The organism is Pinisolibacter sp. DMC100, from assembly GCF_056313705.1.
On record NZ_JBQUZT010000001.1, the window covers coordinates 958,823 to 974,938 of the forward strand.

General features: G+C 70.6%; 13 protein-coding genes. 4 read left to right on the top strand and 9 right to left on the bottom strand.

Annotated features, from left to right (window positions below):
* Window positions 1-126: 126 nt before the first annotated feature.
* Window positions 127-975 (top strand): MurR/RpiR family transcriptional regulator, encoded by an 849-nt coding sequence (locus ACT541_RS04440; RefSeq protein WP_476134579.1) that lies wholly within the window; start codon window positions 127-129, stop codon window positions 973-975.
* A gap of 80 nt (window positions 976-1,055) precedes the next feature.
* Here the strand turns inward: ACT541_RS04440 and pyk are convergent, their stop codons facing one another.
* From pyk to ACT541_RS04465, 5 genes are all read right to left on the bottom strand, one after another.
* Window positions 1,056-2,465, bottom strand: a complete 1,410-nt coding sequence (pyk, locus tag ACT541_RS04445) for a pyruvate kinase (RefSeq protein ID WP_476134581.1) — start codon at window positions 2,463-2,465, stop codon at window positions 1,056-1,058.
* Between the two features lie 334 nt (window positions 2,466-2,799).
* Window positions 2,800-3,543 (bottom strand): TfuA-like protein, encoded by a 744-nt coding sequence (locus tag ACT541_RS04450; RefSeq protein WP_476134583.1) that lies wholly within the window; start codon window positions 3,541-3,543, stop codon window positions 2,800-2,802.
* The gene (locus ACT541_RS04455; RefSeq protein WP_476134585.1) at window positions 3,540-4,844 is read right to left on the bottom strand and encodes a YcaO-like family protein; all 1,305 of its coding nucleotides are present in this window, start codon (window positions 4,842-4,844) and stop codon (window positions 3,540-3,542) included. The genes ACT541_RS04450 and ACT541_RS04455 overlap by 4 nt, the downstream gene beginning before the upstream one ends.
* Before the next feature lie 3 nt (window positions 4,845-4,847).
* Window positions 4,848-5,129: a hypothetical protein gene (locus ACT541_RS04460; RefSeq protein ID WP_476134587.1), complete on the bottom strand. Its 282-nt coding sequence runs from the start codon at window positions 5,127-5,129 to the stop codon at window positions 4,848-4,850.
* Window positions 5,130-5,157: 28 nt separating this feature from the next.
* On the bottom strand, window positions 5,158-7,083 hold the full coding sequence (locus ACT541_RS04465; protein WP_476134588.1) for a BTAD domain-containing putative transcriptional regulator: 1,926 nt from the start codon (window positions 7,081-7,083) through the stop codon (window positions 5,158-5,160).
* 317 nt (window positions 7,084-7,400) lie between these two features.
* Here ACT541_RS04465 and ACT541_RS04470 point away from each other — a divergent pair, with 317 nt between their 5' ends.
* Both ACT541_RS04470 and ACT541_RS04475 read left to right on the top strand, forming a co-directional pair.
* On the top strand, window positions 7,401-7,622 hold the full coding sequence (locus ACT541_RS04470) for a hypothetical protein (protein WP_476134589.1): 222 nt from the start codon (window positions 7,401-7,403) through the stop codon (window positions 7,620-7,622).
* A 157-nt stretch (window positions 7,623-7,779) separates the two neighbouring features.
* Window positions 7,780-8,205, top strand: a complete 426-nt coding sequence (locus ACT541_RS04475; RefSeq protein ID WP_476134591.1) for a MerR family transcriptional regulator — start codon at window positions 7,780-7,782, stop codon at window positions 8,203-8,205.
* 189 nt (window positions 8,206-8,394) lie between these two features.
* Here the strand turns inward: ACT541_RS04475 and ACT541_RS04480 are convergent, their stop codons facing one another.
* From ACT541_RS04480 to modB, 4 genes are all read right to left on the bottom strand, one after another.
* Window positions 8,395-9,189, bottom strand: coding sequence for a TOBE domain-containing protein (locus tag ACT541_RS04480; protein ID WP_476134593.1), 795 nt, complete (start codon window positions 9,187-9,189; stop codon window positions 8,395-8,397).
* Window positions 9,190-9,270: 81 nt separating this feature from the next.
* Complete coding sequence (gene modD, locus ACT541_RS04485; RefSeq protein ID WP_476134594.1) at window positions 9,271-10,128, bottom strand: ModD protein; 858 nt, start codon at window positions 10,126-10,128, stop codon at window positions 9,271-9,273.
* Complete coding sequence (gene modC / locus ACT541_RS04490; protein ID WP_476136030.1) at window positions 10,125-11,240, bottom strand: molybdenum ABC transporter ATP-binding protein; 1,116 nt, start codon at window positions 11,238-11,240, stop codon at window positions 10,125-10,127. The genes modD and modC overlap by 4 nt, the downstream gene beginning before the upstream one ends.
* A complete protein-coding gene (gene modB, locus ACT541_RS04495) occupies window positions 11,240-11,929 on the bottom strand; it encodes a molybdate ABC transporter permease subunit (RefSeq protein WP_476134595.1) in 690 nt (229 codons plus the stop codon). The genes modC and modB overlap by 1 nt, the downstream gene beginning before the upstream one ends.
* Before the next feature lie 587 nt (window positions 11,930-12,516).
* Between modB and ACT541_RS04500 the strand changes: the two genes are divergently transcribed.
* Window positions 12,517-16,110 (top strand): bifunctional diguanylate cyclase/phosphodiesterase, encoded by a 3,594-nt coding sequence (locus tag ACT541_RS04500; protein ID WP_476134597.1) that lies wholly within the window; start codon window positions 12,517-12,519, stop codon window positions 16,108-16,110.
* The last annotated feature ends 6 nt before the right edge of the window (window positions 16,111-16,116 follow it).

Sequence of the window (16,116 nt, forward strand, 5' to 3'; positions counted from 1 at the left end):
GCGACCGAATTTCCCGCCCGTTCCGGAGGCGTTCGTGTATAAGAACTACATGGCTGGTCGGATGCCGTCACAGGGTCGCCGCGCGCCCGCGGATCGGCGCCCGGCTTGTCGTTCGAGGAGACGTCCGTGATCGCCGATCCCTCCTTCCTCGTCCGTCTCCAGGCCGCGCGCGAGGCGATGCGGCCGTCGGAACAGAAACTCGCCGATCTGGTGCTGGCCGCGCCCGACGCGGCGGTCGAATGGACGATGGACGAGATCGCCGCCCGCGCCGAGGTGAGCGCGCCGACGGTCGTGCGCTTCTGCAACGCCGTCGGCTGCAAGGGCTTCCGCGACTTCAAGCTGCGGCTCGCCCGCGATCGCGGTCAGGCGGTCCATTTCGCCCACCCCGACGTCGACCCCGACGACACCTCCGACGTGGTGGCACGCAAGATCGTCGACGGCGCGATCGCGGCGCTGGTCGAGGTCCGCCAGCGGCTGCCGGCCGAAGCCGTGGCGGCGGCGGCGCGCGTCTTGGCCAAGGCGCGGCGGATCGAGTTCTACGGCTCGGGCAACTCCGGCATCGTCGCGCAGGACATCCAGCACAAGTTCTTCCGCCTCGGCATGCCGACGGTCGCCTATACCGATCCGCACGTCTTCTGCATGTCGGCGCTGACGCTTCGTGCCGGCGACGCGGTGGTGGCGATCTCCAACTCAGGCCGCACCTCGGACGTGCTCGAAGCGGTGCGCGAGGCACGCGCGACCGGCGCCGACGTGATCGCCATCACCCGCGACGGCTCGCCGCTCGCCGACCTCGCCTCCGTCACCATCGCGGTCGCGGTGTCGGAGGATTCGGAGGTCTACGCGCCGATGGCCTCACGCCTCGCCCATCTGGTGATCGGCGACATGCTGACCGTGGCGGTCGCCCTGCTCGAGGGCGACATCGCCCGCCTGCAGCTGGAGCGCACCAAACAGGCGGTGCGCCGCCGCCGGCCCTGAGGCGGTCCGCATCGGGCACCCCGACATGCAAACGGCGGCCTTTCGGCCGCCGTTCTCGTCTTCGCGAGGGGGCGCGCCGCTCAGACCTCGGCGACGCGCAGATTGTTGGTGGTGCCCGGCGCATCGGGGCGGCCGGAGACCACGACGATCGGCTGGCCGGCGGTGGCGAAGCCGAGCGTCTTGGCGACGCGGCAGGCGCGGTCGACCATCTCCTGCACGCTCGTCGCCGAGCCCGACAGCACCGAATGCACGCCCCACATCAGCGTCAGCCGGCGCGACACCGCTTCCGACGGCGTCATGGCCAGGATCGGCAGGGCCGGGCGCTTGCGGGCGATGCGGCCGGCGGTGTTGCCCGAGGCGGTATAGGCGACGATCGCCGGCGAACGGATCGCCTCGGCGAGATCGGCGGCGGCGGCGGCGACCGCGTGCGGCGGGGTGTCCTCCTCCGGCGGCTGCGTCGCGGTGACGATCGAGCGGTAGAGCGAGTGGCTCTCGGTGGCGCGGATGATGCGGTCCATCATCGACACGGTCTCGACCGGCCACTGACCGGTCGCCGATTCGGCCGACAGCATGACGGCGTCGGCGCCGTCGTAGATGGCGGTGGCGACGTCGGAAGCCTCGGCGCGGGTCGGGGTCGGCGAGGCGACCATCGAATCGAGCATCTGGGTCGCGACGATCACCGGCGTCACGGCGCGGCGGCAGGCGCGCACCAGCTCCTTCTGACGGCCGGGGACGTCCTCGTGCGGGATCTCGACGCCGAGATCGCCGCGCGCCACCATGATCGCGTCGGAGAGACGGATGATGTCGTCGAGGTGCTCGAGCGCCTGCGGCTTCTCGATCTTGGCGACGAGGCCGGCGCGCCGGTCGATCAGCGCCTTGGCCTCGATCACGTCGGCCGGCTTCTGCACGAAGGACAGCGCCACCCAGTCGACGCCGAGCTCGAGCCCGAAGGCGAGGTCGGCGCGATCCTTCTCGGTCAGCGGCGACAGGTCGAGCATGGTGCCGGGCAGATTGACGCCCTTGCGGTCGGAGATCGTGCCGCCGACGATCACCTCCGCCTCGATCACCTCGGCCTCGAGCCCGACGACGCGGACGCGGACGCGGCCGTCGTCGATCAGCAGGTCGTGGCCCGGCGCGACGGCGGCGAAGATCTCGGGATGGGGCAGCGGAACGGCGTCCGGGCCGCCCTCGGCGGTGCCGAGCACGAAGCGCAGCCGGTCGCCGGCCTTGGTTTCGAACCGACCGCCGGCGATCTTGCCGACGCGGATCTTCGGACCCTGGAGGTCCTGCAGGATGCCGATCGGGCTGCCGACCTCGGCCTCGAGCGCCCGGATGGCGCGGAAGACCTTCTCGTGGTCGGCGTGGGAGCCGTGCGAGAAGTTGAGGCGGAACGTGTCGACGCCGGCCAGATGCAGCTTCTTCAGCATCTCGGGAGAAGACGAGGCGGGACCGACGGTGGCGACGATCTTGGCGCGGCGGTGGCGGCGCATGGGGCGGGCATCCTTCGTTGCGGGGCGGGCAGGAACGAGTCGTGCCAGTCGTATACGACGAAAGTATGAAGAAATCGAGCTTCACCGGTGCCGCAGGTCATCCGACGGGGTGTTTTCGCCGCGTCGGGCGTGTCGCGGGACATGGACAGAGGCGGCGTTCGACGCGTTCCCGTGCGGGACCGTGTAGGCGGCCGTGCGCGATGCTTCGAGACGCAGGCCTTCGGCCCGCTCCTCAGCATGAGGCGTATGTATTTGTATTGATTATGGAAGGCACCTCATGCTGAGGAGGGCGTCGAAGACGCCCGTGTCGAAGCATCGCGCACCGAGGCCGATCTCACGCCGCCCCGGCCGCCACCCGTGCCCTGGCCGTGAACTGCAGCCAGCGATGCGGCAGCGCCAGCGTCCAGTCGCCCGGCGCCGCGCCGCGGCGGGCCGGCAGCTCGGCCATCGCCGCGACCAGCTCCAGCGCGTCGAGCCGCTTCCGGTCGACCCGGGCCGCGACCAGCAGATCGGTGATCCGCCGGACTTCGTGCGCATCGTCGCTCGCCGCCGTCGCGACCGCGTCCATCGACAGGTCGGCGAAATGGATGCGCCGTGCCGCCTCGCGCAGGCGGGCATGGGTCGCGGCATCGATCGCCCCGGTCTCGCGCAGCGCATCGAGCGTCGCCTCGACGTTCACCCGCGGCTCGGACAGCGGCAGATGCTCCATCTCGTCGGGTCCGTGGACCTGCGCCACGTCGCTGTCGTCGAAGCGGGCGCCCGAGGCATAGCTCTCGTAGACCCGGCCGATGCCGATCATGCCGAAGGCGGCGCATTCGGCCGCACGCAGCGCCCCGAGACTGCCGGCGCCGAGCACGGTGCAGCCGAGCGACAGCGCGTGCAGGATCTCCTTGTGCCAGGGGGCGGCGACGTCGTCGAAGCGGCCGTCGACGAGGCCGATCACCGTCGCCCCCTCCTCGACCGCGGCGAAGATGTCGCCCTGCCGGGCCGGCGGGCGGCAGACGAGATCGGGTGCCGCGTCGATCCGGCCGTCGCGGACGAGGCCGTGCAGGGTGGGGCCGGAGAAGAGGATCTTCATGACACCGTCTCCGGAACCTTCGCGGACCCCGCCGCCTTGGCCGCGGCGATCCGCGCCGAGAGCGCTGCCGAGAGCGCCCGGCGTCCGAAGCGGACGCGGCGTTCGCCCGGCGGGTTCTCGAGCCCCGGCGCGATCACCTTGACGACCGCATGGCCCTGCGACCCGTCGGCGAGCACCGCCACGGTCACGTCGCCGACGCCGCGCTCGGCCATGTGGGCGATCATCTCGGGCAGATAGGCGTCGCGCGCCAGCCGCCGCCCGGTCGCCAGCGCGGCACCCGCGCGCGGCTCGGCGCGGACGTAGGGCAGCAGCGCCCGGTTGATGCCGGCGCCGTAGATCTCGGGGGCGAAGTCGTCGCGGGCGCCGGCGATCGAGGTGAGGCGCGACTGCGCCGCCTCCGTCACCGCGCGGATCGCGGCGCGCACCGGATCGGGATGGCAGCCGCTGCCCGAGGCGAGGTCGAAGTGCTTCCACTTGTCCTCGTGACCGCTCGGGTGACGCGACAGGATCGCCATGTGGGTCGGCAGGCCGAGGTCGGAGGTGGTGTCGAACAGGCGGATCCGCATGTCGGCCGCCTCGATCCGGTCGACGAGGCCGTCGAGCACCGGATCGCCCAGTTCGCGCGGGTCGAAACAGGCGGCGGCGACGTCGGCGTCGCCCTTGAGCGACCACAGCACCAGCGCGTCGCGCTCGATCCGTTCGCACAGACCGTGGAAGGTCGCCTCCCACACGGTGTTGCCGGAAGCCAGACCGTCGGTCGACTGCCACCAGCGATTGGGCGTCGTCGCGTCGTCGAGGCGGATCGCCTCGAGCGGCACCAGCCGCGTGCCGGCGCCGGTGAGATCGTGGGTCTCGAACCAGGCGATCGGCTCGTCGGCGGCCGGCGGCGTCGCGCCGTGCAGCAGCAGGGTCTCGAGCAGGTCGAAGGCGCGGCCCTCGGCGGCGAGTTCGGCGGTCGTGGCGATCCGGCTGGGCACGGTCGCCTGTTCGGCGGTCGCCACCTCCACCGCCTCCATCAGTGCCGAGGCGCGAGCGGCGGCGTCGGAGACGCCCTTGCCCTGACACAGCGCCAGGCTCTTGGAATTGGGCCGCATCGCCGCCCAGACCGGGATGCCGATGCGGTCGAGCCCGGTGACGGCGGCGAGACGTGTGAGGCCGAATTCGGCGGCACGCGGCCACATCAGGGCGACGGTCTCTTCCGGATCGCGAGCTCGGTCGAGGTAGTCGGAGGGAAAGCCGCGCGCGCCGACGGCGAAGATCGAGGCGATCTCGGGCGCGACGGCGCGCGCGGGGGTCGTCATGGCTCAGCGCGCCGCGAAGAGGGCGTGCGAGTTGGCGAAGAGCGCATGCGAGTTCGCGAACAGCGCATGCGAGTTGGCGAAGAGCGCGTGGGAATTGGCGAAGAGCGCATGCGAGGCGCCCTCGGCGCGGACGTCGAGCGCCACGGCGCATTCGATGCCCTCGACCGTGGCTTCGTCGCCCGTCGCGACGAGATCGGCGTCGGCCACCTGGACCGTGAGGGTCTCGAGATCCACCACGAAGGTGCGGTCGTCGCCGGTCACCTTGAGTACGACGGTATTGGCCATTGGCTTCTCCTCTTCGTTCTTCGATCGCTCATCGATCGAACCCGGCCGACACCAGCCCCGCCTCGAAGTGTTCCCGGTCTTCCGGTCGCCTGAGCGGCGCCATGTGGGAACGCGAGCCGATTCTGAAGTCGGGAAGGCGGTCGCGCATCGCCCGGACGAAATGGTCGGCCTCGGCCCGCTGGTTGAGCATGGCGTGGCAGGCGGCGCGCAGATGGAAGGCCGTGTCGGGCATCACCATGCGGTCGAGCAGGTCGATCGCCCGGTCGTAGTCGCCGGCGAGATAGAAGCCGCCGGCCGCATACCACAGCAGCTGGTCGCTGGGATGGTGCAGCCGGGCGAGCAGCGCGTCGAACTGGGCGATGCCCTGATCGATCATCCCGTTCATCACCCGCGCGTCGGCGAGATCCTCGGCGATGGTGACGCTGGAGGGCGCACTGCGGGCGGCGCGCTCGAGCAGCTCCAGCCCGTGATCGAAGCGGCGGCGATAGATCTGGCAGATCCCCATCTCGTGGGCGCCGCGGGCGTCGTCGGGGTCGGCGGCGATCGCCTTCTTGGCCCAGCTCTCCGCCGTTTCGAGCTCGGTCATGTCGCCGCGGGTGAGCAGCAGCCACTCCATCCGGAAGGCGCGCGACAGGCCGGCCATCGCCGGGGCGTGCTCGCCGCGGCTGGTGAGCGCGTTGCGGAAGAGCGACTTGGCGCGGCGGACCGACGGCAGCTCGATGTTCTTCAGCCAGCGTTCGCCCTGCAGCGTCAGGCGATGGACCTGCCGTTCGACGCTGGCCGGGTGATCGCCCGCCGCCAGTTCGCCGATCTCGACGTAGCGCTGGATGTCCTCGACCGCCCGCGTCAGCGCGGCGGGCGACTGGTCCGGTGCCGCCTTCGACGACCACAGCACCTCGCCGGTCGTCGTCGCGCGCAGTTGGAAGCGCAGCACCAGACGGTCCTCGGCGCGGCTGGCGCCGAGATCGAGGCGATAGTCGCAGCCGGCGAAGGGGCGCGACGGCATGCCCGGTTCGTCGTCCGACCGCATCACCGTCACCGAATGCGACCGCCACAGGAGATCGACGCATTCGTCGACGTGGGAACGCGCCCGTTCGGCCTCCGCGTCGCTCAGGAACGAGGCGATGCGGATGTGGACCGCCATCAGCGGGCGGATGCGGCCGACCAGCGGTGCGAAGGCGGGCGCCATGCCGGCGAGCGCCGACCCGGCCTCGCGGCTCGGCGCGAGGCGCCGCGTCGCCGCCAGGTAGACGGCCCGCGTCGTCTCCGACGGCTTGGCGTCGACGATGCGCTCGAGCTCGCTCTGCAACTGGCGGAAGGTGCGCTGTACGGCCTCGGCGTCGCCGCGCCGGCCGTGGAGCCGGATCAGGCCGCGATAGCCGGCCTCCTCGCAGGGGTCGATCTCGGCGAGGCGATGGGCGACATAGGCGGTCTGTTCGTCGGTCAGCCGCGGCGGATCGGCGTCGACCAGCGGCGCCACGGTCCTGACGAAGAGGTCGCGAAGCCGTTCGCGCCGCGCCATCAGCCACTGCGCGAATTCCGGTCCGTCCTCGTCGATGCCGGCGAGCAGGTCGCCGCGATAGAGGCGCCCGAGCGCATGGACGCCGTCGCCGTCGATCGGCGCGCTCTCGGTCGGCAGGCGGTCGAGATCGATCCCGACCGCCGCGCCGTCGAGACGGATACGGTCGTCCTCGAAGACGAAGACGCGGACGCCGCTCTCGCTCTGTGCGGTCAGGATGCGCTGGATCAGCTGTCGCAGATTGCCCGAGCGCCGACGTTGCTGGCTCGCGGCCTCCCACAGGAAGGCGGCGGCGGTGCCGCGCGTCGTCTCGCGGCTCGGACAGTCGAGCACGATCTGCGCGGCCAACGCGAAAGCCTTGGCCGGCAGCACCACCGCGGTGCCGTCGGCCCTCTCGAGACGGGGTCTTCCCAGAAGGGTCAGCGACGCCTTCATGCGGTTTCCGCGCACCTCTCGGACTTCACGCGACGGATGTGGACGATAACGCAGTCGACCGAACCGCGAAACCGCATCGACGCCTCCCGGCTATGGTGTGTGACGGGGGTCTGTGACGCTTTCGCGCGATTTCCGGAATTACCGACAACCCTATGAATTGGATTGAAAACCATACGTTGCATCGCGGCGACGTGCCGGATCGCGAAGGCGTCTCTCGCCGGAGGATTTGGTTGCAGTTACGCTACGTCTCAACTACCGGCTCGTGACGGGGGTCGCGATATGCTCGTGTGATACGAACCCGAAATGGAGGTGGTCGCATGCTGAATGTCGGACCCGAACAGTACGCGCGATCGGAGATCGTCGCTCCGCCCTTCGATCGCGCCAGGGAACTCGACGTTCTCTATCGCGAGGTCCTGTCGAACATCGATCGGGCCAAGCGGCTGGACGACGACTTTCTCGTCTACATGCTCCGCATGATCGCCCAGACCGTCGTCGAGCACCGATCCAATCTCGAGGCGCCGGCGCGCTCGCGCGACTGACCGCCCTCCGCCTCTCACGCCTCTCCGCGCGGCCCCCCGGGTCGCTCGCGGAAGTTCGGTGCCCCCCCCCCCGGCACCGCGTCGCGACGCCGTCCCCCCCCGGACACCCGATCCCATCTCGGCACGACCGACGACAGTTGCACAAAGGGAGAAGCGAATGCTGCTCGGTCCTCTCGATTGTGAATTCTCGTTGGCCAGCGGCGAGATCGAGAACCGCGAACATCAGATTCGCGAGATCTCCGACCGCTTCGGCATCTCACTGCGTACCATCCGCTTCTACGAACAGCTCGGGCTGATCAAGCCGCGGCGCACCGCCTCGCGCTACCGGCTCTACGATCTGACCGACGTGGCCCGCATCGCCTTCATCGTGTCGCTGCGCAAATACGATCTGCCGGTGCCGGAGATCGCGGAACTCCTGGTGCTGCGCGACGAAGTCGGACCGGAGGCGTCCCGCGTCGATCTCGCCCGCCGCCTCGAGGCGCGCCACGCCGGGCTCTGCGCCGAGATCGAGCGACTCGAGGTGTTGCGCGACGACCTGCGCCTGTGGATCGACGACATCGCACCGTCACCGACCGAGGCCTGAGGCCTCAGATCAGTCCACGCGACCGGGCGGCGACGAAGACGAGCGCGATCGCGCCGACGAAGCACGTCCAATCCGACATCGCGACGTCCCTCGGCCGGTTGCGACGCACGACGTCTGCGCCGAACCGCATCAGGGATCGATCGGGATTTCCGCCTGCCGGCATTGGGATTCGATGTGGATCGCAGTCGTTCAGTCGACCGCCAGGATGACGTGGTCGGCGTCGAAGGTGGCGACCGCCGGCCCGCCCTCGACGATGCCGAGATCCTCCGCCGTCTCGCGCGGCACCACGGCGACCATGGTCTTGCCGTCGCCGATGTCGATGCGGATCTCGGAGTTGACCTCCGCGTCGATGCGCCCACGCACCGTGCCGGGAAAGACGTTGCGCCGGAGCCCGGTCGCCTCTTCCGGCGGGATCAGATGGACGAAGGAGGCCTTGACCAGCGCCACCACGCGGCGGCCCGGCTCGAGCCCGAGTTCCTCCACCGAGGCATTGGTGACGACCGCGCGGATGGCGGCGGTCGACGACACCGCCAGCGTCACTTCGACGTCGACCGGCCAGCGCTTCAGCGCCGTCACCTCGGTCTGGAAGACGTTGCGCGCCGAGATCTTGCGCCCGACCGCCCAGAGAAGCGCGTCCTCGAGCCCGTCGATTCCCTCCTCCGCGATCGCCGAGGAGATCGCCGCGAGCCGGTCCTCGAGCCGGTGGAACGTGTCGATCAGCCGCCGTCCGGCCTCCGTCACCTCGGCGCCGCCGCCGACCCGGCCGCCGGCCCGCGTCACGAAGGCGGGGGTGGGCAGGAGGTTGTTGATCGCGTCGACCGCCTCCCAGGCGGTCTTGTAGGAAAAGCCCGTCGCCTTGGCGGCCTTGGTGATCGAGCCGTGCTCGACGACCGCCTCCAGCAGGCGGATGCGTTCGCGTCCGACCAGCAGTCGTCCTTCGCTCGAACGGATCGCGAGGAGGGCGTCGATCTTGCCGTCGGTCATCGGGGGGCTCGGTGCAATCGCGTGAGGGAACGGTTCGAGTCTATCCGACCGACGCGCGGCCGGGAAGTCGCGACGCGTCGTTCATCCGTCATGGTCGGGCGTGAGCGTCACGGCGACGTCGCGCGGCCGGGCGCCGTAGGGCCAGGACGTGACGATCACGTCGGCACCGGCCGCCACGTGCGTGCCGACGTTGCCGGGGTGGATGCCGCCCGCCGCGGCGATGACGGTCGCCGGCCGCTCCGCCTTCACCATGGCGACCGCCCGCGCCAGATCGGCGGGGGTGAACTTCTCGGTCTGGATGACGTCGAATCCGTCCCGCGCCGCCGCCAGCGCCTCCTCGGGAGTCGCGACCTCGATCACCAGTTTCTTCTCCGGTGCCGCCGCCCTCAGCCGTGCGGCGAGCCCGCCGAGCGGTTCGTCGGGGAGGAAGGCGCGGTGTTCGGCGAAGACCAGCACCGTGTCGGAGAGCCCGTGGCGATGGACGACGCAGCCGCCCGCCCGGATCGCCGCGCCGAGCATCCGTCGGCCGCCGGGGAAGGCCTTGCGGGTGCAGGCGACCGGCACGGCCCGGCCGGTCGCGGCGACCGCCTCGACCATCTCGCGCGCCGCGCTCGCCACGCCGGAGAGGATCTCGACCGTGGTCTGCGCCTGTTTCCAGGTCCGATGCAGGGCGCCCGCCGGTCCGGTCGCCGTCAGGAGCACCGTCCCCGGCGCCGCCGTGTCGCCGTCTCCGACGAGGCGCGTGACGGTCCCGCCGGCCCGCGCGATCAGCGCCTCGGCGATGCCGATGCCGGCGACCACCAGCGCATCGCGGGCGGCGAAGCGCATGCGGGCCGGCCGATCGGCGATGCCGAGCGCCTCGGTGGTGAGGTCGGCGTGGGGCACGTCCTCGAGCGCCAGCCGGTCGGCTTCCTCGCAGGTCGGTCGAAAGGTGGTCATCGCATGTCTCCTACCGGTCGCGGCACGCGATCGGTGACACCGCGCTCGTCGATCGACACCGACTTCATCAGCGCCACGGCCATGTCGCCGGTCTCGAGTTTCAGACTGTCCCAGCCGAGCCGCGTCACCCAGGCGACGAGATGTTCGCCGCCCGCGAGCTCGAGCCGGACATGGACGAAGGCGCCGCCGCCCGCCTCGACGGCGGCGACGCGGCCGCGGATGTGGCTGCGGGTGGAAATGCCGCCGGGCGCCTCGCGCGCCAGCGTCACGTCGGTCGCCCGCACCGCGAGGCGGATCGGGCCGCCGTGGTCGTCGATCACCGTCGGCAGCACGAGGGAGCCGGCGGGATGGGCGAGATGGGTGACGCCGTAGGTGCGATCGGTCGAAGCGATGCGTCCGGTCAGCACCGACACCGTGTCGAAGCGGCCGACCGGATGGGCGAGCGCCGCCGGCGCCATGACGTCCTCCGGCGCGCCGATCGCCGTGACGCGGCCGCGGTCCATCCTGACGACGATCGAGGCGAGGCGTGCCACTTCTTCCACCGCGTGGGAGACGTAGAGGATCGGAATGCCGAACTCGTCGCGCAGCCCTTCGACGAAGGGCAGGATCTCCAGCTTGCGCTCCTCGTCGAGTGCGGCGAGCGGCTCGTCCATCAGGAGAAGGTCGGGCGAGGTGAGCAGCGCCCGGCCGATCGCCACCCGCTGGCGCTCGCCGCCCGACAGCGTCGCCGGCCGCCGGTCGAGCAGATGGCCGATCCCCAGCACAGCGATCACCGCGTCGCGCTCGATCCGCCGCGACGTCTCCGCCGTGAAGAAGCGGCCGTAGCCGAGGTTGCCGGCGACCGAGAGATGGGGAAAGAGCTGCGCGTCCTGGAAGACGAGGCCGATGCGGCGGCGATGGGGGGCGACGAAGATCCGCTTCTCGGTGTCGACCAGCACCCGGTCGCCCAGCACGATCCGGCCGACGTCCGGCCGCTCGAGGCCCGCGACGAGGCGAATGACCGTCGTCTTGCCGCAGCCCGACGGGCCGAACAGCGCGGTGACGCCGCCGTCGCCGGCAAAGCGCGCCTCGAGGGCGAAGTCGCGGCGGGCGAGTTGGACCGCGACCTCGATCATTCGAAGCCTCCCCCGCGGCCGGCCCGCCGCACCATGACCTCGGAGGCGACCAGCGCGGCAAGCGCGATCACCGCCGCCACCAGCGACAGTTTCAGCGCTCCGAGATCGCCGCCGGGCGTCTGGGTATAGGTGTAGATGGCGGCCGGGATGGTCTGGGTCTCGCCCGGAATGTTGGAGACGAAGGTGATCGTCGCGCCGAATTCGCCGAGCGCCTTGGCGAAGGCGAGCACCGCGCCGGCGGCGATGCCGGGCAGGGCGAGCGGCAGCGTCACGGTGGCGAAGACCCAGAGCGGCGAGGCACCGAGCGTCGCCGCCGCCTGTTCGAGCCGCGGGTCGATCGTCTCGAGCGACAGGCGGATGGCGCGCACCATCAGCGGAAAGCCCATGACGCCCGCCGCCAGCGCCGCGCCGGTCCAGCGGAACGAGAAGACCAGGCCGAACCAGTCGGCGAGGAACGACCCGACCACGCCGCGTCGCCCCATCACCACCAGCAGGATCCAGCCGGTGACCACCGGCGGCAGGACCAGCGGCATGTGGACGAGCCCGTCGACCAGCGCCTTGCCGGGGAAGCGCCGCCGCGCCAGCACCCAGGCGACGGCGACGGCGAAGGGCAACGAGACGACGGTCGCGATCGTTCCGATCTTCAGCGACAGGCCGATGGCCGTCCATTCCTGTGGTTCGAACACGCCGTTCGTCGCCTTCTCTTGTCCGCCGCGATCCGCCGCGGCGGCGCGATCTTGGGAGAGGAGACCGCCGAATTCAATGGCGAAATATAGCGCGATTGCACAACGCTCGTGCGGTCCTCCGTCGCGGCGGCGCGCGATGCGGCGCGGCGGAGGACCGGTCGATCGCGCCTGCGCCACGACGACGGGCCCTTGGACGTGCCTTCCGCGTCGTCGCCTGTCGCAAAAGTAGAATTCCAGTATCGACGGCACGATGAAGACGGCGATCGATCGCGTGTCTGCACGTCAGAGTTCTGCCGTGCTCGGATCGAAGCCTCCGGTCGGTCGAGTCGATCCGCCTTTCATCGAGGGTGAAACGGCCGACTTTTTGCCCCCTGGAGTCGAAAGAGTCGGCGTTTTTCTTTGTCATGAAAGCAGATCTTTACGGACTTCGGGTTATGTCTCGCCCAGAGAGGAATACCGCCGCGCCGAAAGCGTGATCATGCAACCAACTGTCGATGTGTCGGCGGGATCATCGCGAGGTCGAGACGGAGTTCATGACATCCGAGGAACGCAAGACGCCTTCGTGTTCGGCAAATCGATCCTACGCGTTGCGGACGACGTTGGGCTACGTGCTGGCGTCCGCGGCCTGGATCTTCTTCTCCGATGCCATGTTGGCGCGGATCGCCGATCCGGCGACCATGACCGAGCTCGCCACCTTCAAGGGCCTGCTCTACGTCATCATGTCGGCGGCGTTGATCCACGTCGTGCTGCGCAATGCCCCCGCGTCGACGGTCGCCCCGGCGGTCGACGGCATCGGCCCGTCGCGCGCACCCCTGATCGCGCTGACCTTCGCCCTGGTGGCGCTCCTGGTGATCTCGCACGTCGCCTATCGCGTGGTCTTCGCCACACAGCGCGACGACCATGCCGCCAAGCTGCGGGTGATCACGACGCTGGAGGCCGAGGGGCTCTCGGCCTGGCTGCGCGATCGCGAGACCGACGCCCGGGCCATCCTCGCCGACACCGGCCCGCTGGCCTGGACCGCCGGGGCGATCGCGCCGCACGAGCGCGAGCGCGTGATCGAGGAGGTCTCCTGGCACGGCATGCTGCACGGCTTCGGCGCCGCCGAGGTCGTCGCGGCCGATGGCCACACGGTGTTCGGCGACGTCGGGCGGATCGTCTCGCCGTCGGCGCGCGAGGCCGTCCTGCGGGCGGTCGCCGGCGGTGAGCCTGCCGCCCATGCGCTCGATCGTACGCCCGACGGCCGGCTCGGCGCCGTCGTCGCCGCGCCGATCGCGGAAGACGGCGAGACGCGCGCCGTGGGCGTCTTCGCCCTCTACCTCGAAAAGGACATCGGCCGCTTCCTGGCGGCGACGGACGGCGAGGTCGAGACCCTTCTCGTCGCGCCGAGCGGAACCACGGTCCTGCTGCGCGCGCCTGTCCGCCCGATCGACCGGTCGAAGATCGAGGTGCCCGACAGCCTCGCCTCGGCGATGGTCGCCGACGTCGTCGTGCGGGACGCCGCCCCCGATCGCGCCCTCATCGCCGCGTCCCACGTGATCGGTTCGACCGGCTGGACGCTGGTGTCGCGCATCGACGAGGACGTCGCGCTCGCCGGTCTGCGCCACTTCGCGCTCGCCGTCGGCATCTCGCTCGCCGCCGCCTTCCTCGCCTGCGTCGGCCTCGCCTATTTCCTCTGGCAGCGCCAGACGCTCACGGCGAGCCTGCGCGAGCTGCGCCAGCAGAAGCTCGCCGCCGCCGCGGAGGATCGCTACCGCGCCACCTTCGAGGACGTCGCCGTCGGCATCGCCCATCTGTCGCAGGAAGGCCGCTGGCTGCGTCTCAATCCCGCCTTCACCGCGATCACCGGCTACACCGCCGAGGAACTCATGGGCATGCCGGCGCTGGCGATCTTCGTCGGCGACGACCGCACCGCCGCCGCCGCGTCCGTCGAACGGCTCTTCGCCGGCCTCGCCCCCAACTGCATCGCCGAGCGGCGAGTTGCCCGCAAGGACGGGACGATCGTCCTCGTCCGGATCTCGGCGACGCTGGTCGACGACGGCGCCTATCTCGTCGCCGTGGTCGAGGACATCACCGAGCGTCGGGCGATCGAGGACGCCCTGCGGATCTCCGAAGAGCGTTTCGATCTCGCCATGCGCGGCGCCAACGACGGCCTGTGGGACCTGAACCTGCTCGACGGGTCGGTCTATTTCTCGCCGCGCTGGAAGACCATGCTCGGCTGGGATCCCGACGAGATCCCCGATCGGCTGGAGAGCCACGAGGCGCTGGTGCATCCCGACGATCTCGAGAAGGCCAAGGGGCGGCTCCACGACATCATCGAGGGGCGGACCGAATCCTATGCCTGCGAGTTCCGCATGCGCGCCAAGTCGGGCGACTGGCGCCACATCCTGTCGCGCGCCTTCGTCGTCCGCGACGCCTCCGGCCGGCCGGTCCGCATGGTCGGCACCCATGTCGACATCACCGAGCGCAAGCACGACGAAATCGAACTGCGTCGCGCCGCCGCCGTGTTCTCCGACACCCGCGAGGGCGTCGTCATCACCGACCCCGACGGCATGATCGTCGAGGTCAATCCCGCCTTCACCGCCATCACCGGCTGGCCCCGCGAAGAGGTCATCGGCCGCTCGATGAGCCTGGTCAAGTCGGGACGGCAGGACGCGGCCTTCTACCGCGCCATGTGGAGTCAGCTGAAGACCGAGGGCCACTGGCAGGGCGAGGTGTGGAACCGCCGCCGCGACGGCGAGGTCTTCCCGCAGTGGCTGACCATCTCCACCGTGCACGACGCCGCCGGCGAGGTGATCCATCGCGTCGGCACCTTCACCGACATCGGGCCGCTGAAGAAGTCGCAGGAGCGGCTGACCCATCTGGCGCTGCACGACCACCTGACCGACCTGCCCAATCGCCTGCTCCTGCTCGAGCGGCTGGATCGCGCCATCGAGCAGGTCGGCTGGGACGGCATGGGCGCCGTGCTGTTTCTCGATCTCGACCGCTTCAAGACGGTCAACGACAGTCTCGGCCATGCCGTCGGCGACGAACTGCTGCACGCGGTCGCCCGCCGACTGCTCGCGACCCTGCCCGACGGCGCGACGCTGGCGCGGCTCGGCGGCGACGAGTTCGTCGGCCTGCTGCCTTCGATCGCCGGCGCGGAAGACGCCGCGGCGATCGCCCGGGAATGGGTCCGGCGGCTCGAGACGGTGTTCGATCTCTCCGACGGTCGCGAGCTCTGGGTTTCCGGCAGCGTCGGCATCGCCTGCTTCCCGACCCACGGCGTCGTCGCCGACACGCTCCTCCAGCACGCCGACGCCGCGCTCTACGAGGCCAAGGCGGCCGGTGGCGGCACCCATCGCTTCTACGACGAGACCATGACGGCGGCGGCCTCGCGCCGCCTCGACCTCGAAGCCGGCATCCGCCGCGCCCTCGACAACGACGAGTTCGAGCTGCACTACCAGCCCCTGGTCCGTGTGACCGATCGCCGGATCGTCGGCGTCGAGGCGCTGCTGCGCTGGCGCGATCCCGTCCGCGGTCTGGTCCCGCCCGACACCTTCCTGCCCGTCGCCGAGGAGACCGGCCTGATCCTGCAGATCGGCGAATGGGTGCTCGAGACCGCCTGCCGTCAGATGCGGCAATGGCTCGATGCCGGCCTGCCGATCGAACTGATGGCGGTCAACCTGTCGCCGCGCGAATTCCAGCGCGTCGACGTCGCCGAACGGGTCGCCGCGGTCCTCGCCGAGGTCGGCCTCGATCCGCGCCGTCTCGAGATCGAGATCACCGAAGGCGCGCTGATGGAGCAGGGGCCGGCGCTCGACCAGAAGCTCGCCGCCCTGCGCGGCCACGGCATCCGCCTCGCCGTCGACGACTTCGGCACCGGCTGGTCGTCGCTCGCCTATCTCCGGCGCATGCCGATCGACAAGCTCAAGATCGACCGCAGCTTCATTCGCGACGTCGCCGACGACCAGACGGCGGCCTCGATCGCCGCCACCGTGGTCCAGCTCGCCCGCACGCTCGGCCTCGAGGTGCTGGCGGAAGGGGTCGAGACGGCCGACCAGTTCGCCGTGCTCGAACGGCTCGGCTGCGACACCGTCCAGGGCTGGCTCTTCTCGCGCGCCCTGCCGGCCCGCGACGTGCCGCTGATGCTGACCGGTCGCGACCTGTCGGACATGCCTCGCCCACGCGCCGCCTCCGCCTGACGGTTC